20 protein-coding genes are annotated in these 20,928 nt (G+C 64.4%); 11 read left to right on the plus strand and 9 right to left on the minus strand.

Translation table 11 applies throughout. The features are described from left to right. The first annotated feature begins 4 nt into the window (after positions 1–4). The 5 genes from KU306_RS14745 to KU306_RS14765 all read left to right on the plus strand — a co-directional run bounded on the left by KU306_RS14745 (position 5) and on the right by KU306_RS14765 (position 3,693). Positions 5–199 (plus strand): DNA-directed RNA polymerase subunit N, encoded by a 195-nt coding sequence (locus KU306_RS14745; protein WP_007543524.1) that lies wholly within the window; start codon positions 5–7, stop codon positions 197–199. Beyond that, a complete protein-coding gene (locus tag KU306_RS14750) occupies positions 196–372 on the plus strand; it encodes a DNA-directed RNA polymerase subunit K (protein ID WP_049918782.1) in 177 nt (58 codons plus the stop codon). The genes KU306_RS14745 and KU306_RS14750 overlap by 4 nt, the downstream gene beginning before the upstream one ends. 4 nt (positions 373–376) lie before the next feature. Then, entirely contained in the window at positions 377–1,576 is a 1,200-nt protein-coding gene (gene eno / locus KU306_RS14755) for a phosphopyruvate hydratase (protein WP_258302371.1), read from the plus strand. Continuing rightward, a complete protein-coding gene (gene rpsB, locus KU306_RS14760) occupies positions 1,573–2,355 on the plus strand; it encodes a 30S ribosomal protein S2 (protein WP_007543521.1) in 783 nt (260 codons plus the stop codon). Before eno ends, rpsB begins: the two co-directional genes overlap by 4 nt. A gap of 132 nt (positions 2,356–2,487) precedes the next feature. Further along, positions 2,488–3,693 carry an MBL fold metallo-hydrolase gene (locus KU306_RS14765; RefSeq protein ID WP_258302372.1) on the plus strand — a complete coding sequence of 402 codons (1,206 nt, stop codon included), beginning with the start codon at positions 2,488–2,490 and terminating at the stop codon, positions 3,691–3,693. Positions 3,694–3,715: 22 nt separating this feature from the next. Here the strand turns inward: KU306_RS14765 and KU306_RS14770 are convergent, their stop codons facing one another. Next, positions 3,716–4,534, minus strand: coding sequence for a VOC family protein (locus KU306_RS14770; RefSeq protein WP_007543519.1), 819 nt, complete (start codon positions 4,532–4,534; stop codon positions 3,716–3,718). Between the two features lie 120 nt (positions 4,535–4,654). Between KU306_RS14770 and KU306_RS14775 the strand changes: the two genes are divergently transcribed. Further along, positions 4,655–5,614, plus strand: a complete 960-nt coding sequence (locus KU306_RS14775; protein ID WP_007543518.1) for a zinc-dependent metalloprotease — start codon at positions 4,655–4,657, stop codon at positions 5,612–5,614. Between the two features lie 286 nt (positions 5,615–5,900). Here KU306_RS14775 and KU306_RS14780 read toward each other — a convergent pair whose 3' ends face one another. Continuing rightward, complete coding sequence (locus KU306_RS14780; RefSeq protein WP_007543517.1) at positions 5,901–6,131, minus strand: hypothetical protein; 231 nt, start codon at positions 6,129–6,131, stop codon at positions 5,901–5,903. Between the two features lie 144 nt (positions 6,132–6,275). Next, on the minus strand, positions 6,276–6,836 hold the full coding sequence (locus KU306_RS14785; RefSeq protein ID WP_258302373.1) for a hypothetical protein: 561 nt from the start codon (positions 6,834–6,836) through the stop codon (positions 6,276–6,278). Between the two features lie 186 nt (positions 6,837–7,022). Here KU306_RS14785 and KU306_RS14790 point away from each other — a divergent pair, with 186 nt between their 5' ends. Together KU306_RS14790 and KU306_RS14795 are read left to right on the plus strand one after the other, a co-directional pair. Further along, on the plus strand, positions 7,023–9,677 hold the full coding sequence (locus tag KU306_RS14790; RefSeq protein WP_258302374.1) for an AAA domain-containing protein: 2,655 nt from the start codon (positions 7,023–7,025) through the stop codon (positions 9,675–9,677). A gap of 68 nt (positions 9,678–9,745) precedes the next feature. Next, positions 9,746–10,954, plus strand: coding sequence for a lactate racemase domain-containing protein (locus KU306_RS14795; protein WP_258302375.1), 1,209 nt, complete (start codon positions 9,746–9,748; stop codon positions 10,952–10,954). Positions 10,955–10,987: 33 nt separating this feature from the next. Here the strand turns inward: KU306_RS14795 and KU306_RS14800 are convergent, their stop codons facing one another. The 3 genes from KU306_RS14800 to KU306_RS14810 all read right to left on the minus strand — a co-directional run bounded on the left by KU306_RS14800 (position 10,988) and on the right by KU306_RS14810 (position 15,979). After that, on the minus strand, positions 10,988–13,738 hold the full coding sequence (locus KU306_RS14800; RefSeq protein WP_258302376.1) for an ATP-dependent helicase: 2,751 nt from the start codon (positions 13,736–13,738) through the stop codon (positions 10,988–10,990). 91 nt (positions 13,739–13,829) lie between these two features. Next, positions 13,830–14,957, minus strand: a complete 1,128-nt coding sequence (locus tag KU306_RS14805; protein ID WP_258302377.1) for an ABC transporter permease — start codon at positions 14,955–14,957, stop codon at positions 13,830–13,832. Further along, positions 14,954–15,979 (minus strand): ABC transporter permease, encoded by a 1,026-nt coding sequence (locus KU306_RS14810; RefSeq protein ID WP_309138737.1) that lies wholly within the window; start codon positions 15,977–15,979, stop codon positions 14,954–14,956. Before KU306_RS14810 ends, KU306_RS14805 begins: the two co-directional genes overlap by 4 nt. A gap of 60 nt (positions 15,980–16,039) precedes the next feature. Here KU306_RS14810 and KU306_RS14815 point away from each other — a divergent pair, with 60 nt between their 5' ends. After that, positions 16,040–16,786, plus strand: coding sequence for an MBL fold metallo-hydrolase (locus KU306_RS14815; protein ID WP_007543512.1), 747 nt, complete (start codon positions 16,040–16,042; stop codon positions 16,784–16,786). A gap of 39 nt (positions 16,787–16,825) precedes the next feature. Here KU306_RS14815 and KU306_RS14820 read toward each other — a convergent pair whose 3' ends face one another. From KU306_RS14820 to KU306_RS14830, 3 genes are all read right to left on the minus strand, one after another. Continuing rightward, the gene (locus tag KU306_RS14820) at positions 16,826–17,572 is read right to left on the minus strand and encodes an isopentenyl phosphate kinase (protein WP_258302379.1); all 747 of its coding nucleotides are present in this window, start codon (positions 17,570–17,572) and stop codon (positions 16,826–16,828) included. Further along, the gene (gene mvk, locus KU306_RS14825; protein WP_258302380.1) at positions 17,569–18,639 is read right to left on the minus strand and encodes a mevalonate kinase; all 1,071 of its coding nucleotides are present in this window, start codon (positions 18,637–18,639) and stop codon (positions 17,569–17,571) included. Before mvk ends, KU306_RS14820 begins: the two co-directional genes overlap by 4 nt. Positions 18,640–18,738: 99 nt before the next feature. Then, complete coding sequence (locus KU306_RS14830; protein ID WP_258302381.1) at positions 18,739–19,050, minus strand: hypothetical protein; 312 nt, start codon at positions 19,048–19,050, stop codon at positions 18,739–18,741. A gap of 99 nt (positions 19,051–19,149) precedes the next feature. Between KU306_RS14830 and KU306_RS14835 the strand changes: the two genes are divergently transcribed. Both KU306_RS14835 and KU306_RS14840 read left to right on the plus strand, forming a co-directional pair. Next, positions 19,150–20,214: a zinc-binding metallopeptidase family protein gene (locus KU306_RS14835; RefSeq protein ID WP_007543506.1), complete on the plus strand. Its 1,065-nt coding sequence runs from the start codon at positions 19,150–19,152 to the stop codon at positions 20,212–20,214. A 166-nt stretch (positions 20,215–20,380) separates the two neighbouring features. Further along, a complete protein-coding gene (locus KU306_RS14840) occupies positions 20,381–20,860 on the plus strand; it encodes a 50S ribosomal protein L11 (protein WP_007543503.1) in 480 nt (159 codons plus the stop codon). Positions 20,861–20,928 lie beyond the last annotated feature (68 nt).

Here is a 20,928-nt window from a genome sequence, read left to right on the forward strand (position 1 = left end):
ACCCATGATGATTCCCGTCCGGTGTTTCACCTGCGGCAAAGTGATCGGCGAACACTGGGACGAATTCAAGGCCCGTGCTCGCGAGGGCGACGAGGACCCCGCAGACGTCCTCGACGACCTTGGAGTCACTCGTGCCTGCTGCCGGCGGATGATGGTATCGCACAAGGACCTCGTCGACGTCGTGTCACCCTACCAATGATGCAACGGTACAACCGATACGAGAAGGCCCGAATCCTCGGTGCACGCGCGCTGCAGGTCTCCTACGGCGCGCCTGTGCTCGTCGAGAGCGAGCAGACCGAACCGATATTAATCGCGGCTGAGGAGTACGACGCAGGAGTCCTTCCGTTCACCGTAAAACGAGAGGGTCAGTAAGAACATGACTCGAATCACATCCGTATCCCTACGCCGTGTGCTCGATTCCCGTGGAAACCCGACCGTCGAAGCCGACGTGCTCACCGAATCCGGTGGGTTCGGTCGCGCTGCGGCACCGAGTGGGGCGTCCACCGGCGAGTACGAAGCGATCGAACTTCCCCCGACGGAAGCGATTGCGGCTGCACGCCGTCACGCCGTCCCCCGACTCGTAGACGAGGTCTACGCCGGGAACCAGCGTGAGGTCGACGCCGCACTTCGTGGTGCCGACGGAACCGAGAACTTCTCGGAAATCGGCGCCAACAGCGCCGTCGCGATTTCGATGGCTGCCGCAAAGGCCGGAGCCGACGTGCTCGGTGCGCCGTTGTACCAGCACCTCGGCGGTGCCTTCCGCGGTGAGAACTTCCCGACACCGCTCGGGAACGTCATCGGTGGCGGTGAACACGCGAAGGAAGCGACGAACATCCAGGAGTTCCTCGCCGCGCCGGTCGGCGCGCCGAGTGTCTCCGAGGCAGTCTTCGCCAACGCACAGGTTCACGCCCGTGCGTCCGAGATTCTCGACGAACGCGGCATTCCCGCCGCGAAGGGTGACGAAGGTGCATGGGCACCTGCCGTCTCCGACGAAGAGGCGTTCGAGATTATGGACGAAGCGGTCTCCGACGTCGAGGACGACCTCGGCTTCGAGATTCGCTTTGGACTCGACATCGCAGCCTCCGAGATGTTCGAAGATGGCGTCTACCACTACGGAGACGAGACGAAGACGCCGGACGAGCAAATCGACTACGTGGCCGAGATGGTCGACGAGTACGACCTCGTCTACGTCGAAGACCCCCTCGACGAGAACGACTACGAGGGCTTCGCGGAACTCACAGACCGTGTGGGCGACCGCACACTCATCTGTGGTGACGACCTCTTCGTAACCAACGTCGACCGCCTCTCCGAGGGAATCGACGTGGGCGCTGCGAACTCCATCCTCATCAAGCCGAATCAGATTGGGACGCTTTCGGACGCGTTCGACGCCGTCGAACTGGCGTCTCGAAACGGGATGGACGCCGTCATCTCGCACCGTTCTGGTGAGACCGAAGACACGACCATCGCACACCTCGCCGTTGCGACCGACGCTCCGTTCATCAAGACGGGGACGGTCCAGGGCGAGCGAACTGCAAAGCTGAACGAACTCATCCGCATCGCGGACGACGCAGCATGAGCGACAACGACAACGACGCGGTGGAGGTCGTCGACGAGGAAACCGAGACGGAGGCCGAAGAGGTCGCCGAGACGGTCACCGACGAGGCCGCCACCGAAGACGAGACAGCAGAGACCGCCGAGGCGGCCGACGAGGCTGCCGAGGCTGAAGAAGCAGCGCAGGAACCGGCCTTCGACGAGGACGTTATGCCCGACGAAGATGCCGACCTGCTCATCCCGGTCGAAGACTACCTGGCCGCCGGTGTCCACATCGGTACCCAGCAGAAGACCCAGGACATGGAGCGGTTCATCCACCGCGTCCGTGACGACGGTCTGTACGTCCTCGACGTGAGCCAGACGGACTCGCGAATCCGCACCGCCGCGGACTTCCTCGCGAACTACAGTCCCGAGCAGATTCTGGTCACGTCCTCCCGCCAGTACGGTCGGTTCCCGGCAGAGAAGTTCGCCGACGCAGTCGGCGCCCGTGCCCGCACGGGTCGCTTCATCCCCGGAACGCTGACGAACCCGGACTACGCCGGTTACATCGAACCCGACGTGGTCGTCGTCACCGACCCCATCGGAGACGCACAAGCGGTCAAGGAGGCCATCACGGTCGGCATCCCCGTCATCGCGATGTGTGACTCCAACAACCAGACCTCGAACGTTGACCTCGTCGTTCCGACGAACAACAAGGGTCGCCGCGCACTGTCGGTCGTCTACTGGCTTCTCGCCAACGAGACGCTCGACCGCCGCGGTACCGACACCGTCTACGCCCTCGAAGACTTCGAGGCCGAACTGTAAGACGGGTCGCCCGCTTCAGACCGAACTTTTCTGACCACTCACGCGCCGAGCGACGGCGTCGGCTCGCGATAGCGACCTTTCGGAGACCCGCCGCTGCAAACGGTTTTGAGTGCTGTTCACATACGTCAACCCATGGGAAAACTCCTCCATCAGCTCACGGTTCAGGAACTCGCGGCCGACCTCGACGCCGGGAAATCGTTCACCGTGGTCGACACCCGGCCGTCGGAGAGCTTCGATGCGTGGCACATCGAGGGAGCGGTAAACGTCCCCTATCACCCTATCGACGGGCTCGGCGACGGGTGGGACTGGGAGCAAGTCGAAGCACTCGCCGCCGAGGGTCCACTCGTCACTATCTGTGGGAAAGGGTTGTCCTCGACATCGTTGGGGTTCGAACTCAGTCGTCGCGGATACGACGATGTCTCGGTCGTCAAGGGCGGAATGGAAGACTGGAGCAAGCTCTACGAGGTGGTCGAAGTCAAGACAGACGACGACGAACTGTTCATTGCGCAGGTCCAGCGTCGCGCGAAGGGGTGTCTCGGATACGTCGTGGGGTCGCGGTCGGCTGGCGAGGCTGTCGTCGTAGACGCGACGCGACAGCACCACGAGTTCGAACTCGTCGCTGCGGACGAGCAACTGACCATCGCTGGCGTCCTCGACACGCACGTCCACGCGGACCACGTCTCTGGTGGGCGGGCGCTGGCCGACAGGCTCGGCGTCCCGTATTATCTCGGAAGCCACGCAGCAGACAGAGACGTCGCCTCCGACTTCGTCCCGCTCGACGAGGGCGACACGATTACACTCGGCGACGTGGACGTCGAGGCGCGATACGCGCCGGGACACACCTCGGATATGATGAACTACCTCGTGAATGGTCGCTACCTCTTGACTGGGGATACGCTCTTCGTCGAATCGGTCGGTCGAACCGAACTCCAGTTCGGGGACGTTGCCGAGACTCCTTCGGTAGGTCACCAGACACAGTCCGGTGACGCGGACGCGGCGACAGGGGCAGCACTCCTCTACGAGACGCTCCACGAGTCGATTCTCACCTTGTCCGACGACACGCGAATCCTCCCCGGTCACGTCTCGGTCGATTCCGAGGGTGTCTACGGCGTCGCCAGCCCGGGCGAACTCGTGAGTGCGACGCTCGGTGAACTCCGCCGCGACCTCGACGTACTGTCGATGGATGAAGAGACGTTCGTCCACCGAATCGTCGACGACACGCCGGAGAAACCGCCGAACTACGAGCGCGTCATCGACATCAACACCGGCCGAGAGACGGTGACGGGCGAGGAGGAAGCGACGGAACTCGAACTCGGACCGAACAATTGTGCAGCGTGACTAAAAGCGCACTCCAGCGGCGTTAGGCCAGTTCGACGACGCCCAACCGACCGTCGAACAACTCGTGGTCGAACCACGCCATCCGCCGGTCGCTGTAGCGTTGCTCGCCGCCGAGCGAGAGCGACTGGCGCGCTCTATCGAGGTCGGTGACGCCGACGAGGAACGCACACGGCCCCTCGCCGACCTCTTCGATTCGCTTGGCGAGGACGCCATCGCCGGGTTCGCAGAGGGCGACGGGCGACCCCGGAAGTACAGCGAAGTTCGAAAACGGGCCGTTAATCTCGACCGGCGAAGCGTATCGGTGTCGGCGGGCGAACAACTCCGCAGTCGCGTCGCGGTCGCGAGTTGCGACGATGACTGTCTGTAGCCCGCGAACCGGTGTGTTCGGTGCGGCGCTCGGAACGCGGTACTCCCGCGGTGTTCGGTCTCGAATGGTAAACGGAAGCCGCCAATCGTCGCCTTCGAAGCACATGTCCCACTCGACCAGCCGACCGTCCGGCCGTTCGCGGGCGGCTTCGTGCGGTCCGTCGACGGGAAGTCCGGCGTCGATAGCTGCCTTCGACGTTTCTCTCACGTCGTCGACGTCCACACACCACGCGGTCGGGCCGGCGGACGTAGCGAGGTGCGTCGGCCAGAAGTCTGCGTTCTCCGCGTCGGTACCGAGTGTGGGTGCGATGAGTTCGAGATACGAGCCATCCGGAAAGGGAACGACAGCCATGTGTGTCGTCCCAGTGCTGTGTTCGCCGCCGTAGGTCGGTGTGAGGCCCACGTCGTTGGCGGCGGTCCGAAGGTCGTAGAGTTCGAGACCACCGAACACACAGTGGTCGATGGTTCGGTCCATACAGACCTAACGCGAGAGAGCGTCTAATCTTTAGCGGGCACGCCGCGCCGTACGTTCGTCTCTTCTGACTGTTCTGTAGCTCGTCCGAAGCGTTTTGGCCGGTGGCGCCCACGTTCCCGTATGAACTTCTTCCGGAGCGTCAGAGCGGTTGCCGACGCCTCGGCGACTGGGACAGGCACCATCGACTGGGACGCCGTCGGAGAGGCCGCGAAAGCCTCAGTCGACCGGGGGTCGATAGACCTGTCGGGCGACGAGCGCGACGGTTACGCGACCGACGTTCGCGACGCCCGCGACAGACTCCGGCGCGTCGCCGCCGTCGACTTCGAGGTTCCCGCGGTCGTCGAGGTTCAGAACCGTCACCACTGGATCGACGCGAACGTCGAAACGTTCCGTCGAGTCATGGTTCCGTTCGAGGAACACGGTCCAGTGTTCCTGCCAGGGCTGACTCGCGCGGTCAACACTGGCACGTTCGCATTCGTTCTCTCGTTCCTCGGAAACAACGTCCTCGGGCAGTACGACCCGCTGCTTCTCGCCGACAACGACGACCACGGCCTCTACTTCGTCCACCCGAACATCCGCCGGGTCGCCGACTCACTCGACGTCGACTATCCGCGATTCCGTCGCTGGATTGCGTTCCACGAAGTCTCGCACGCCGCGGAGTTCGGCGCTGCGCCGTGGCTCTCGACTCACCTCGAATCGCGGATGGAACGCGGTATCGACGCGCTCGTCGAAGGTGACCTCGACCGAGAGGCGTTCCGGGAGCTCGATACGGCGATGACGGCTGTCGAAGGCTACGCGGAGCTTCTGATGGACCGCGCGTTCGACGACGAGTACGAAGACCTGCGCCGAAAGCTCGACGAACGCCGTCGCGGTGGCGGCCCCGTCGCAAAACTGGCCCGCAGATTCCTCGGGCTCGGACTCAAGCGACGACAGTACGAACGCGGCGCTCGATTCTTCGAGGCAGTCGCTGACGAGCGCGGCCTCGCGGCCGCCTCGCGTGTGTGGGACCATCCGGAGAACCTGCCGACAGACGCAGAATTGGACGCGCCCGAGCGATGGATCGCACGGGTGTCGCCCTGAGGAGACTGCAACTCCATCAGAAATGCGCACCCGAGGACCGAACGTCGTTCGGTTCGCGCACGCACCTTGGGTAGGGCCCCGTGTTGTTCCGGGAGCCCAATCCTGGAACCCCACGAGGCATCCGGTGTAAAACCAGGTCGTTGCCCCTGCCCTGGTTACCGGCGAAAAATTGTCCTCTTGGGAGTGATATATAGCCTGCGATTCTTTGGCACACGTTTTGTTTCGTTTACGATTCTGTGTATGAATTGCGCAATTGACATGATTTTTGAATGTCAAAACTGGGGAATCACCGACGACGATTGACGTCTGTGAACTCGCGCCCCCACTGCGCCATGTATCGCGTCAGGAGCCACCCGACGACGAGCCCGGCGATGGTGGCGAGGCCCGCTTGCACGAGTGTCGCATCTGCAGTCACGGCGATGAGGCCGGAAGAGACGCCAACGAGCGCGATGAGCCCCAGCTTGAGTCGATTGTTCGCGAGACGGGTCTCGTCGTCGCTCAGGCTCGGTCCGACCATTGGTCCTCCGGGTCGTCCAACGGGGAGTCCGACGGCGTGTCTGTGGACGAATCGTACATGTTGGAAACGTAGGCTCTCGGACGATTTGAAACCGCTGGCTCGCCGGAAAGAGTTGTCGCGAGGCGAACGCCGAATCGAGGTTCGTCAGTGGAACCCGCGGCCGACCTCGTCGGTCTCGATGAGGTCGTCGAGTTCAGACGAGAGCAGGTCGTCCGCGTCGGTGAATTCCGAAGAGAGGTCGTCGAGGCGGTCGGGTCGGTCGTCGAACTCGTAGTCCATCGGCCCGAACGCGGGGCTATCGAGCGCCTCCATCACGTCGGTGAAGAAGTCGTCTGGCGTCGTCGGTGCCTCCGCGTGCACCTTCACCGTCTCTTCGAGGCGGGTCGCCATCGACTTCGCCTGCGACTCGTCTTCCGGCGGGCGCTGGACACCGAACCGGCCGGCGTCCTCGTCACGCTCGCGGTGGGGGAACAGCGAGTCGAGGCCGTCGTCGATACGACGGGCGACGCGCGCTCCGACCCCGCGAACGTCGTAGGGATTCTTCGCGTAGGTCTTGAGGTGGTAGACACCGGCGCTCGGATGGCCGAGATAGAGGTCCTCGCCGATTCCGTCGCGTCGCTCTCCGGCCACGGCCCGCCAGTCGTCCGGGTCACGGCCGTCGTCGACGACGTCCGAAAGGATGTCTTGCCAATCTCTAACCCGCATATGTGGTCATATCGGTGCGGAGAGAAAGAACGTGACGGTTGCGGCGGTGTCGATTGACAGGTTGGCGGTGTCGAACGACAGGTCGGCAATGTCGAACGACAAATCGACAACGTCGAACGACAGGCCGTCGAGCGGGAAGCCAAACGACCGACGCCTATTTGCCCGCGCCTCACCGAGCAATTCGACGTGAACCTTCGCGGTCCGGTCGTCGAGGTCGGCGAGCCACGGGAGGTCGAAACGCGCTACGGAGAGCGGTCGCTGGCGGAAGTGACGCTCCGCCCCGAGCGCGGAACGGCCGACCCACTGACCGTCACGCTCTGGGGGAAGTGGACCCACGCCGCCGAGCACGCCGAACCGGGCATGGACATACTCGTCACGGACGTGGAGGAATCTGAGTATCAAGGCGAGACGACCTACGCCACCTCCGGCGACTCCTTCGTCGTCGTCGAACCCGACTTCCTCGTCGACGTGACCGACATTCGCTCGTGGGTGCAGTGCTCGCGGATGTACTACCTGAACAAACTCTCGGGCATCCCGCTGAACTACCCCGTCGTCAAAGGGACCATCGTCCACGAGGTGTTCGGTGACCTGCTCCGCGGCCGCGACCTCGACTCGTCTATCGACGAACGCATCGAAGAACGCGGGCTGGAACTCGGCCTCCTCGGCCGCGAGGTCGAGGAAGTCGCAGACGAAGTCCGGCGCAACGCCGCCGCTATCGAGGGGTGGCTCTCACAGGGCGTCCTCACGGACGAAGACGAGTGGCGCTCGGAGTACACCCTCATCTCGCCGACGTTCGGCATCAAAGGACGCGCTGACGCCCTCCGCCGCGGGGCACCTGTCGAACTCAAGACGGGCAAGAACCTCAACCGCGACCCGCGGTTTCAGGACAAGATTCAGGCGGCGGCGTACGCACTCATCCTCGAAGAACGGGGGGTCCCAGTCGATACGGGGACGCTCCTCTACACCAAGAACACGACGCTGGACCGGACCGAAGAATCGGGCGACCTCTCGCCCGCCAAGGACTTCTCTATCGGTCGCGGCCTCCTCGAATTCGTCGTCCGCACCCGCAACGAAATCGCGGCGATGGAACACGACGTGTCGGTGCCGACGGGCTACGAATCGAACTCGAAGTGCGAGTACTGCTTCGAGAAAGACACCTGCATGGTCGTCTCTGGCTGTCTCGGACAGGAGTCGAAAGCCGGGGCCGTCGGCACACCCGTCCCGGAGGACGAACGCGAGTACTTCGACCGCTTCTACCGCGCCATCGAAGAAGAGCGCCGGGCGGTCCACGACGAGTACCGCAAACTCTGGGAACAGTCCGCCGAGGAACGCGCCGACGACGACCGGGCGGTTATCGGTCTCGAACCCCTCGGCCGCGAGGAGCGCCCCGACGGGACGTGGGAACTCCGCGCGAAGAAGACGGACGATGCCGTCTCGAAACTCCGCGCGGGCGACGTTGCACTCGCCAGTGACGGCGACCCGGTTGAGGGCCACGCCGAACTCGCGCGCATCGTCGAACTCGGCGAGGAAGTTGTCGTCACCACCGACGAACCGGTCCCGCTGCGCCGTCTCGACGTGTACCCCTCGGAACTCACCGTCGACCGCCTCCTTACGGCACTCCACGACGCCGTTCTCAAGGGGTCGCCCGACCGCAAAGACGTGCTGTTCGGCCGCCGCGACCCCGAGTTTTCGGACCGCTCCCCGGACACGACCTACATCGACAACAACGAGAAGCAAGACGAGGCAGTCAGTCTCGCGGTCGACGCCGACGACGTGGCACTCATCCACGGGCCGCCGGGGACTGGTAAGACCTACACCATTGCCCGGACCATCCGCGCTCTCGTCGAAGACGGCAACCGCGTTCTCCTGTCGGCCTTCACGAACCGCGCCGTGGACAACGCGCTGGAAGCCCTGCGCGACCAAGGGTTCGAAGACATCGTCCGCGTCGGAACCGAGACGGGCGTCCGTGAGGACATGCAGGACGTTCGACTCTCTCGAAGCGGTGACCCGAACACCCTCGCAGGTTCCCTCCACGACGCCCCGGTCGTTGCCGCGACGACCGCCACCTGCGGGTCGCGCGTGATGCGCGAGCAGTCCTTCGACGTGGCGCTCGTAGACGAAGCGTCGCAACTGACCGAACCCGGCACGCTCGCCGCCGTAAACCTCGCAGACCGGTTCGTCCTCGTCGGCGACCACAAACAACTGCCGCCGGTCGTCCGCGCCGAAAACGACCTCCAGACCTCGCTGTTCCAGCGACTCATCGAGACCTACCCGGAGGCGTCGGTGATGCTGGACCGCCAGTACCGGATGTCCCAGCGCATTCAGGCGTTCGCCTCCGCGGAGTTCTACGACGGTGCACTCCGCCCAGCGACCGGCCCCGTCGCGGCCCAGCACCTCCGTGACCTCGACGTGGACGCCGCCGACCTGCCCGACGCTCTCGCCGACCCGGTCTCGTTCGTCGACCCCGGCGGGCGTCGCGTCGGCAACACGAACCCAACCGAAGCGGACCGCGTGGCAGAGATAGTCGCCGCCTACGAAGCCGCGGGCGTCGCGCCCGAGGACATCGGCGTCATCGCGCCCTTCCGCGCGCAGGTGGCCGAAATCTCCCGTCGAACCGATGTGACTGTCGATACGGTGGACCGCTTCCAAGGGTCGTCGAAGGAGGTCATCATCGTCTCGTTCGTCGCCACCGGCGACTTAGACGGGCCGCTGTTCGAGGACCACCGTCGCATCAACGTGGCGCTCACCCGGGCGAAGAAGGCGCTCTGTCTCGTCGGCGACGCGGACGCGCTCGAATCCGACCCGTTCTACGACCGGATGTTGCAGTGGGCGCGGCGATAGTTACTGCCCGCCACTTCCGGACATCGACTCGCCGACAGATTCACCTTTCCGCTGCCGAACTCCGAGGCATGGACCTCCCCCTCGGAGACGGGACCATCTCGCTTTCGCTCCCGTCGTGCGACGTGGACGTTGCTCGCCCGCCCGGTGGCGACCCGGTCGACCCCCGGACCGCCGCCGAGGCAGCGATGGAGACGACCCACGGCCCGCCGCTTGCCTCACTCGTCGATTCGACCGACGACGTGGCAATCGTCGTCACCGACGTAACCCGCGACACGCCCGACGACGTGCTCTTGGACGTCCTCTTCGACCACCTGCCGGTCCCACGCGAGAACGTCACGGTCGTCGTTGGCCTCGGACTCCATCGCCCGATGACCGACGAGGAACTCCGCGACGGACTCGGCGAGTACGCCGACCTCGCGGTGAACCACGACCCCGGTTCGGTAGTCACACTCGGCGCTGTCGATGGCTGTCCAGTCGCAGTGCACCCCGCCATCGCGTCAGCCGACATCGTTCTCTCGACCGGGATGGTCGAACCACACCAGTACGCGGGCTTCTCCGGTGGCGCGAAGACCGTCGTCATCGGTGCCGGGTCGGAGTCGATTATCCGCTATACTCACGGTCCGACGATGCTCTCCCGTGGCGGTGTCCGACTGGGTCGCGTCCGAGGCAACCCCTTCCGCGAGACGCTGGACCGGGCCGGACTCGTCGGCGGCCCGGACTTCTGTCTCAACGTGACGAAGGGACCGAGCGGGTTTCTCGGCGCGGCCGCGGGTGACCCAGTCTCGGTCGTCCGGTCCTTGGCTGAGGCCGCGCGCGAAGCACTGTCTGTCGCCATCGACGACGAGTACGACGCGGTCGTCTGCGGCGTCGGCGCGCCGAAAGACGCGAATCTCTATCAGGCGACTCGCGCCGCAACCTACGTCGCCCTCGGCGACCGAAACCCGCTTCGGGAGGGCGGGCGACTCGTCGTCCCCGCGGCACTTCCCGAGGGTGCGGGCGAGGGGACCGGCGAGCAGCGGTTTTACGACGCCCTCTCGACCGCAGCGGACGCAGCATCGCTCTACGAGTCGATGCGCGAGGGGTACGAACCGGGCGCGCAACGGGCCTTCGTCGTCGCGCGCGTCCTCCGCGACTACGACGTGTTCGTGACGAACTCGGCGTCGCCCGATGTCGTTGACGACTGTCTCATGCACGCCCGCGAGTCGGTCGCAGACGCAATCGAGGACGGGAGCCGTGTTCTCGTGGTTCCGGACGCGCTGAACACGCTTCTCGTGTGACGAGGGCGGTGGCGACGCTCGCAACCCCGCCGGTCAGGACACGTCGAGCTCGACGTCGTCTTCGCCGATTTCGTCGAGCACGCGGTCGTGGAACGCCCGGAGCGCCGCGCTCTCGTCTTCGGCGAGAACCACGTCACTCGCCATGAGCGTCGCGAGGCCGAACGCCCGGGGTGTCGGCGTCGAGACCTGCTTATCGACGACGTCCATCTCGCCCGCGGCGATGGCGGAGACAGCGTCCTCAATGGCCGCGAGATTGAGTTTGTCTTCGAGAATCTCGCGGTAGGTCTCTTCTATCACGGCGAAGTCGTCTAAGTCCTGTGCGAACGACAAGAGCATCTCCGAGGAGACCTGTTGCTGGGCGGCGGACTTCTCGTAGCCCTTGTAGCGTTTCAGAATCATCAGCGAGCGCGTGGCGTTGATGCGGAAGTAGCGCTTCAGGAGGTCGGTCCCGCCGAGTGCGGCCCGCAGGTCTTCGACCACGGTGTCGGGGTCGAGGTCGCGGAGGATGCCCGCGAGGTCGATTTTTCGGTTCAGCGGCATCGACAGCGAAAAGCCGTTGTCGGCGACGGCGACCTGCACGTTCGCGTTGGTTCGTCGGGCCGCGTGGTACGCGAGCAGGCGCGAGAGGCCGTCGTTGAACTGCCTGCCGAAAGTGCAATGGACGTAGAAGTGTCGGCGGTACGTCTCGCGGTCGAGTTCCGCTTCGACGACGAGACGGTCCGGTGTCGAGACGCTTTCTACCCCGGCGTAGCGGAGTTGCTCGTCGAACATGCGCGTGATGGCTCGGACGCTGTTTTCGTCGAGCGGGAAGTCCCGAAGCCACGCGCGAACCGCTGGCTGGCCGCCCGACTGGAGACGCGCCGCGATTTCGGCTTGGAACGACGCAATCTCTCTCCCGAGGTCGTACGAGAGGGGCAGACGCTCGGAGAACCACGAGGGGACGGTCGGCCGCTGGGCGGTCCTGTCCACGTACACCTTCGACCCGCGGCGGTATCGATAAGCGAAGTTGTCGCCGCCGAGGACGAACACGTCGCCTTTCTCCAGCGTGTCGAGGTAGCCCTCGTCGAGGGTGCCGACCCACTCGTTCGACCCGCGAGTGACCACGTCGCAGGTAAAGGAGTCGGGAATCGTCCCGATGTTGGTCATGTAGATGACGCGCGCCATTCGCCCGCGCTTGCCGACGAGGGGTTCGCCGACGGGGTACTCCGGGTAGTGGTGCTCGCCGTCCGGCGGGTCGTTGGTGTCTCGCCAGACTTTCGCGTAGACGTTCTTGTCTTCGAGGCCGTCGTAGTCGGCCGTCAGGTAGCGAAACAGGTGCTCGAAGTCCTCGTCGGAGAAGTTCCGATAAGGGTACGCGCGGCGGAGCGTCTCCCGAATCTCGGACTCCGGGCGAATCTCGTTGATGGCCATGCCGTAGACGTGCTGGGCGGCCACGTCGAAGGTGTTCTCGGGGACGAACACGCGGTCGACGAACCCCTCTTCGGCCTTCTTGAGCATCACAGCGCACTCGACGAGTTCGTCCCTGTCGAGGGCGATGACCCGACCTTCGACGGTCTGTCCGAGTTGGTGGCCGGCGCGGCCGACGCGCTGGAGGAGCGAGGCGACCGACTTCGGCGACCCGACCTGCACCACGAGGTCGATGTGCGGCATGTCGATGCCGAGTTCGAGGCTCGTCGAGGTGGTGACGACCTGCAACTCGCCGGCTTTCAGTTTCGACTCGATTTCCTGTCTGCGCTCTTTCGAGAGGCTGCCGTGGTGACACCCGGAATTCGTCTCGTCGATGTCGTCGAAGTCCTTGCGGAGGTTGTGGAGGACGCGCTCGGCCCCGGAGCGCGTGTTCGTGAACACGAGCGTGTTTGTATGTGTGGAGACGAGTTCGTGGAGGCGGTCGTAGAACCGCGATTGAACCTCGCTTCGCGGCGTTCGAATCAGGTCATCGGTCGGACATTCAAGTTCGAGGTCGAAGTCGCGGACGAAGCGCGTGTCCACGATTTCGTAGTCTCGCGGCTCGCCGCCGTCACAGCCGACGAGATACTCCGCGACGGTATCGAGGGGTTCGACGGTGGCAGAACACCCGATGCGCGTCGGCGACGACTCGGCGAGGTCTTCTAACCGCTCTAAGGAGACCGAGAGGTGCGTCCCGCGTTTGTTCTCGGCGAGGCTGTGAATCTCGTCGACGACGACGTACTCGACGGTTCGGAGTTTCTCTTTGAACTTCGGCGAGTTCAGCAGGATGGCGAGCGTCTCCGGCGTCGTATTCAGGATGTGCGGCGTCTCGTCGAGCATCTTCTGGCGGTCTGCCGACGAGGTGTCGCCGTGGCGGATGGCGTGGCGAATGTCGATTGTCTCGCCACGCTCGGCGGCGATGTCGGCGATTCCGTCCAGTGGTTCGGTCAGGTTGCGGTGGATGTCGTTGGCGAGTGATTTGAGAGGCGAGACGTACAGACAGTACACCGAGTTGTCGAGACCGTCGGGCGACTCGCGGTCCCGGTGGAACAACTCGTTGATGATGGCCGTAAACGAGGCGAGTGTCTTGCCGGACCCGGTCGGGGCACAGATGAGGGAATTTTCCCCCTCGTGGATGAGGGGAATCGCACCGCGTTGTGGCGGGGTGAAAAAGCCGCCGTTGCCGGGGACGAACTCGCCGAACTGGTCGACCCACCACTCCTGAACGGCGGGTTCCAAGAGGCCGAGTACGTCCTCGTCGGCGACAGCGACGGCTTCGGGGTCGAAGTCGTACTCGTCGGCCCGCGACGCGAGAAGGGACCGGCCGCGTTGGGTCATTGCGTGGGGGTTAGCCTGCGTAAGTATGAGGGTTGTGCCCTGCCAGCCGGTCGGTCGCGGGGCGGACAGTCACTCACGCGTCCGTGAGTAGTTAGCTACTCATCTTCGGGTCGAACACGTGCCGGAGCGCGTCACCGAGCACGCTGAAGGCGACGACCGTGATACAGAGGGCAACGACCGGGACGGCCGAAACCCACCACGCTCGCGGGAAGTAGTTCATTCCGGTTCGAATCGTCACACCCCACGACCCCGTGGTGACGACCGTCAGGTCCATGTAGGACAGCGCCGCCTCGACGAGGAGCAACATCGGAATCTGTCGCGTGACAGCGGTGACGATAGAGCCGGACAGCTTCGGGAGGATGTGGTTGCGAAGGATGTGCGGCGTTCCAGCGCCGACGACGACTGCGGCGGAGACGAACTCACTCGCGCGCAGGTGGACCGTCTCGTTGCGGACGATTCGTGCGACGCTTCCCCAACTCGTGAGGCCGAAGACGGCGACGAGGAGGAACTGGCTTTCGCCGTAGAGGAAGCTCGCAATCAGGTAGATGACGAACGCCGGGAGTGTCTGCTGCACGTCGACGACCCGCATCAGAACCTCGTCCGTCCAGCCGCCGATGTATCCGGCGAGGACGCCGACGAAGGTGGCGATGGGGACGAGCAGGGCGGCGACGATAGTCGCAAACGTGAGCGCCTCGCGCGTCCCGAAGATGGCGAGCGCCAGTACGTCACGACCGATACTCGTCGTTCCGAGGGGGTGTGCCAGCGTGCCAGAACAGCGCCCATTGGCGAGCGTCCCGAGACAGTCGTTCGAGAATGTACTCGGGATGGTCGTGAACGCTGGCGGCTGGTGAGTCGCGCTCAGGTCGAACGACCGCTCGATGAAAATCGGGGCGACCAGTCCGACGACGACGAATCCGACGACCCACAGGAGGCTGAACAACACCAGCGGTCGTCCTTTCGCGTAGTCCCAGACTGGCTTTGCCCGAGTCGGTTCGACCAGCAGTGGGATGACGCCGTAGACGGCAAACAGGAACAGCGCCGGAATGAACAGGAAGTCGATTCTGCGAAGCCCGTCGAGGTACGGAAGCGACTCGACGAAAAACGAGTACCACGCGAGCGCCGCGAAGCTGACGAGTCCGACGATGACGACAATCGGTCGCAGTCCGAGACCGTTCACCGAGTCGTTGTCGGTCCACCGGCTGGGAAGAAGGTCGCTCATGCGGCACCTCCGTCGTCACCGATTCGCGGGTCCAGAACCGTGTTTGCGACTTCCTGAAGGAAGTTCACACCGATGCCGGTGAGCGCGACTACCATCGTCATTCCCAACACGACCGGCATGTCGCGGTCGAGGATGGCCTGATAGGTGAGCAGGCCGATGCCGGGGATGTTGAAGACGAATTCGATGACGAAGATGTTGATGACGAGGATGGCGATGAGGTCCGCAAGCGACACCGCGAGTAACGGGACGGCGGCGACACGGAGGACGTACCACATGACGCGCCACCGGCTGATGCCGATTGCCTGGTGCTGTCGGACGAAGTCGGACTGGAAGTACTCACGACCCTTGGTGCGGGCGTACCTGAGCTGTCCAGCGAAGACGTTCGCCGCGACGATTATCGCGGGGGGAACGAGAAACAGCGCGGTCTGGGACGTAAATAGGCCGTCAGTTGGGAGAATATCCGGGAACCAAGATATCTCCGGGGCGATTGCGGTGAGGAACATAGCGGCGAGCCAGAAGCTTGGCACACCAAAGGCCACGTACGAAACGACCGACAGGCCACGTCGTGACCGCGACTGGTCGTCGAGTGACCCTGACAGTCCCGCCCAGATACCGCCGAGCGTCCCGAACAGGACGCCGGGGACGACGTACGAGAGCGTGTAAGAGAGACCACCACGCACCATCCCGAGCACGGGACGACCAGTTGCGAGCGAGCGACCCCAGTCGAACACTGTGATGTCAATCATCCACCGGATGTAGCGGATGGTGACTGGTTTGTCGAGGTTTCGGGCTGCTCGGTACGCCTGTAGTTTTGCTTCGATTTTGTCGCCCTGCCCCGTCCGAGCAAGCTGGTGGGCGATGAACGCCTCACCGGGGTCTGGAGTGAGCGCGACGATGAGGAATGCGAGCGATACCACTGCATAGACGCCGAGAACGGCGAAGACACCGTGGGAAAGTAGTGTGCGAATGCGAGACACAATCTCACTCACGAAAAGAAACTTGTGTAATATCAAATTTATCATTATTGTCCGTTGGTATGTTAGGACGCAAGTACTATCGCACGAAGCGTGGTATAACATCGTATGCGCGTCACGTTTCTCGGTACTGGCAGTGCGATGCCCGTCTCTGGACGGGGACAGACCGGGTTGTTGCTCGAATCTGAGACGAACGCGATTCTCGTCGACTGCGGGTCGGGCGTCCTCGAACGACTCGCCGAAACCACGGTCGGGTACGAAGGAATCTCGTCGGTTCTTCTCACGCATCACCACCTCGACCACGTCTCGGACCTCATGCCCCTCATCAAGGCCCGCTGGCTGGTCGGCGAAGACGACCTCGAAATCGTCGGCCCCGAGGGGACCGAGGCACTCGTCGAAGGGCTGCTCGATGTCCACGACTACATGCAGGGTAAACTCGACCTCCAGATTCGAGAGGTCGGCCCGCACGAGTTCGGTATCGCCGGATTCGACGTCATGGGCTACGAGGTTCGCCACTCGATGCCGACGCTCGCATACCGGTTTACGCACGAACGAGGAGAGAACGACTTCGTCTTCTCCGGCGACACCGAGGCGTTCGACGGCCTCGTGGAGTTCGCCGACGGCGCGAGCGTCCTCGTTCACGACTGCTCGTTCCCGGACGACATCGAGGTGTCGAACCACCCGACGCCGAGTGCACTCGGCGAAGTTCTCTCCGGGAGCGACATCGAATCGGTGTACCTCACGCACCTCTATCCGCACGCCGACCGCGTGACAGACGAACTCGTCGAGAGCGTCGAGAGTCACTTCGACGGCGACGTCGCGGTCGCAGAAGACGGGATGGTGCTGGAATTCTAGCTGAAGGCTGACGGCGACCCGAACACGTCGGTTCTGCGCCTACTCGCCGCGCACGACAGTCCCCGGCGACTCGCCAGCGACGAACGCAGACAGTCCGTCCGGACCGAAGATGTGCGCGGGCGCACCGAGTGCGAGCAACTTCTGTACCTTGGCGGCCATGCCGCCGGTCACGTCCGTCGAGTCCGACCCGCCGAGCGCGTCAGCCGCGTCCTCGAACGCCGTGATTTCGGGAATCACGTCACCGTCGGTGTCGAGCACGCCGGGGACAGTCGAACACAGGCCGACGCGGTCGGCGTCGAGTCCGCTTGCCAGCGACACCACGAGGTCGTCCCCGCTGACGATGGTCGCGCCCTTCTCGGCGTGAGCAATCACGTCGCCGTGGAGAACTGGAACGAACCCTTCGTCGAGCATCGCGTCGGTGGCCGAAAGCGACAGCGAGAGCGACCCGTCTTTCTCGCGGGCACCGGCCGAAAGCGGGTGAACCGGCAGCGCGGCCACGTCGCGGTCGGCGAGGGCGTCGAGGACGGCGTCGTTCAGGTCCTTCATCGCGTCGTGGATTGCGCGGATGCCGCGCGCGTCGTCGGTCCCGGACTCCGAAGAGACGCCGTGTTCGGTCGCGTGGTGGTGACCGAAGCTCCCGCCGCCGTGGACGACGACGACCTGTCCGGTCTCGGCGAGGGAAGCGACCGCGTCGGCAGCTGCCGCGAGACCAGCTTCGTCCACCGTCTCTGGCTCGTCTTTGTCGGTGACGACGCTCCCGCCGAGTTTGAGGACGACGAGACTCACGCCGAATCCTCCGTGAACGAGTCGTCGCTTCCCGCCGATTCGGCAGCTTCTGGCGGTTCTTCGACGCGCACGCCCTCGGTCGCAAGCTCGGCGCGGAAGGCGTCTTCGCATCCGGGTGTAAACCGGAGCGCCGTCATCGTCTCCGGGGTCGGGTCGATGGCGACGATACAGCCGCCGCCGCCCGCACCAGTCAACTTCGCCCCGTGTGCGCCCGCCTCACGGGCCGACCAGACCATCGAATCGAGCGAGCGCGAGGAGACGCCGAGCGCTTCCAAGAGACCGTGGTTGAAGTTCATGAAGCCGCCGAGTTCGGAGAGGAACTCGTCGGATGGGTCCTCGTCCGGGTCGGCATTGGCTAGTAGCGTCTCACCGCGGCGGACGATGTCGCCGATGGTCGAGACGGTGTCGGCGGCGAAGTCGTACTGCTCGCGGAGGTCGCGGACGCCGGCGACGAGCGCGCCGGTGTCGCCCGCGCCGCCGTCGAAGCCGATGACGAACGGAAGGGCGGGCGCGTCGATGGTTCGGCAGTCGTCGCCCTCGACGCGGACGGCACCGCCCATCGCGGAGCAGAACGTGTCCGCGCGCGAGGCCTGACCGTCTTGGACTTCGTACTCGGCCTGATAGGCGCGGTCAGCAATTTCGCGCGGCGAGAGTTCGACGCCGAGTTCGCGGGTCGCGGCGTCGATTCCGGCGACGACGACGGCCGCGGACGAACCGAGGCCAGCGCCGAGCGGGATGTCACTTTGGACCGTGATGTCGAAGCCAGCGTCGGGCGCGTCGGCGGCGTCTCGTGCCTGTTCGACGGCCGCGTCGATGTAGCCGACCGCCGCCTCGACGAGGGGGGCGGGAACATCGACGTCCGGACGGTCACTGGTCGAACCGCTGTACTCGACGGTAAAGCCGTTGAGACTCAGGTCTTCGGCACGGACGCGAACGTGGTCGTCGTCCCGGGCGGTCACGGAGACAGTCGCGCGTCGCTCTACAGCGCACGGAACGGCGGGTTCCCCGTAGACGACGGCGTGCTCCCCGAAGAGATACACCTTGCCGGGGGCGCTCGAAACGGTCATGTTCCGGGCTTTCTGTGGGACTCGCTTAAGCGTATCCGACCGGTGTCGCCACTGTGTTACGACATCGCCCGCCGAACAAAATGAGGGTGTACTGCGCGCTCAGGCACCAAGTTCGACTTCCTCGCGCTCGTCGAGGTCGGCGAGTTCGTCGAGGTCGTCGCCGCCACGGAGGTAGCGGACGCCGGCGGCGATGCCGATGAGCAGGACGAGACCGAACAGGAGGCCCATCTTGGACCCGCCTTTGGACGCCGATTCGTATTCGGCTTCGTAGTCGACTTCGGCGTCGTCTTCGAACTCCACGTCGTAGTCGTCATCTGATTCGTCTTGGGCGCCCATGAGTGGTGCGCGGTTGGTCGGGCTGAACTCGAATCCGTCGTGCAGGTGCACCTCGAAGAGGGTAAAATCGGCCATACTCATACTACGCTCACAAACGAGATAGTCGTTGCGGCGAACGCGTCGGTGCGGCACACTTTCGCTGTGTTCTTCACGGACGACCAATGAGGTCTCTCTATGGACGAAGACCGCCGTGCCTTCCTCGACGATTTGCTGACGACTCCCAGCCCGTCTGGTTACGAAATCGACGGCCAGCGCGTGTGGGTCGACTACGTTTCGCAGTTCGCCGACGACGTGACGGTCGACGCCTACGGAAACGCCGTCGCCGTCCACGAAGGGTCCGGGACCGGCCCCGAAATCGCCTTTACCGGCCACGCCGACCAGATTGGCTACATCGTCCGCGACATCGACGACAACGGATTCATCCGCATCGACGCGATTGGCGGCGCTGACCGCACCGTCTCGAAAGGCCAGCACGTCACGGTCCACACCGACGACGGCGACGTCTCCGGCGTCATCGGCCAGACCGCGATTCACCTCCGGGACACCGGCAGCGAAGAGTACGACGACCTCGAAGAGCAGTTCGTCGACATCGGCGCGACCACCAAGGGCGAGGCCAAAGACTACGTCGAAGTCGGCGACCCCGTGACGGTCGAAGCCCGAGTGCGCGACCTCGCGGGCGACCGCGTCGCGGCCAACGGAATGGACAATCGCGTCGGCACGTGGTCGGCCGCCGAAGGGCTTCGCGCCGCCGTCGAAAACGACGTGGACGCGACGGTCTACGCAGTCAGTACAGTCCAAGAAGAAGTCGGCGTACAGGGTGCGAAGATGGTCGGCTACGACCTCGACCCCGACGCGATGGTCGCGGTCGACGTGACCCACGCGACGGACAACCCGGACGTGCCGGGCAAGGCGAAAGGTCCAATCGAACTCGGTGAGGGACCGGTCGTCTCCCGCGGCAGCGCCAACCATCCGAACGTCGTCTCGCTCGCCCGCGACGCTGCGACCGAGGCAGACATCGACGTCCAACTGCAGGCTGCCGGGAGCTACACCGGCACCGATGCCGACGCCTTCTACACGAGTCGCTCCGGCATTCCGTCGCTCAACATCGGCATTCCGAACCGCTACATGCACACGCCCGTCGAAGTCGTCTCGACCGACGACCTCGACGACGTGGCGGCACTCCTCGGCGCGATGGCGGAACTCGCTGGCGACGTGGACTCCTTCGGCGTCGACCTGTAACCCCCCGGCGTCATCCTGTACCGCGAGCGGCCCCCGACCCGAGCCAGCTGGTGCATAGCCGACCAAATCGCGCGCGACGGGGTTGCTGCCGCCGCCGTGCGTAGTCTTCTCATACATCTCCGGGCGAAAGAAAACCGTTAAAAGTCGCCACACGGTGTTTCCACGTATGGCTGGAACTATCGAAGTACTCGTTCCCGGCGGGAAGGCGAACCCCGGCCCGCCGCTCGGCCCGGAACTCGGCCCGACCCCCGTCGACGTGCAGGACGTCGTCAACCAGATTAACGACCAGACGGCAGCGTTCGACGGCATGGAAGTGCCCGTTACCGTCGAGTACGAGGACGACGGCTCGTTCTCTATCGAAGTCGGTGTCCCACCGACGGCTGCACTCGTCAAGGACGAAGTCGGATTCGACACCGGCAGCGGCGAACCCCAGAAGGACTTCGTCGCCGACATGTCCATCGAACAGCTGAAGAAGGTCGCCGAGCAGAAGTCCTCTGACCTGCTCGCGTACGACCTCAAGAACGCCTCGAAGGAAGTCGCCGGGACGTGTGCGTCCCTCGGCGTCACCATCGAGGGCGAGGACGCTCGTGAATTCAAGGAGCGTATCGACGGCGGCGAGTTCGACGACCAGTTCGACGACGAATAATCGTCTCGACCGCGTCGAATCGCCCTTTCCGTCGGGTCGGTTCTCTCGACCCGTTTTCTCCTCTCCAC

The organism is Haloferax larsenii, assembly GCF_024730625.1.
Classification (GTDB): Archaea; Halobacteriota; Halobacteria; order Halobacteriales; family Haloferacaceae; genus Haloferax; species Haloferax larsenii.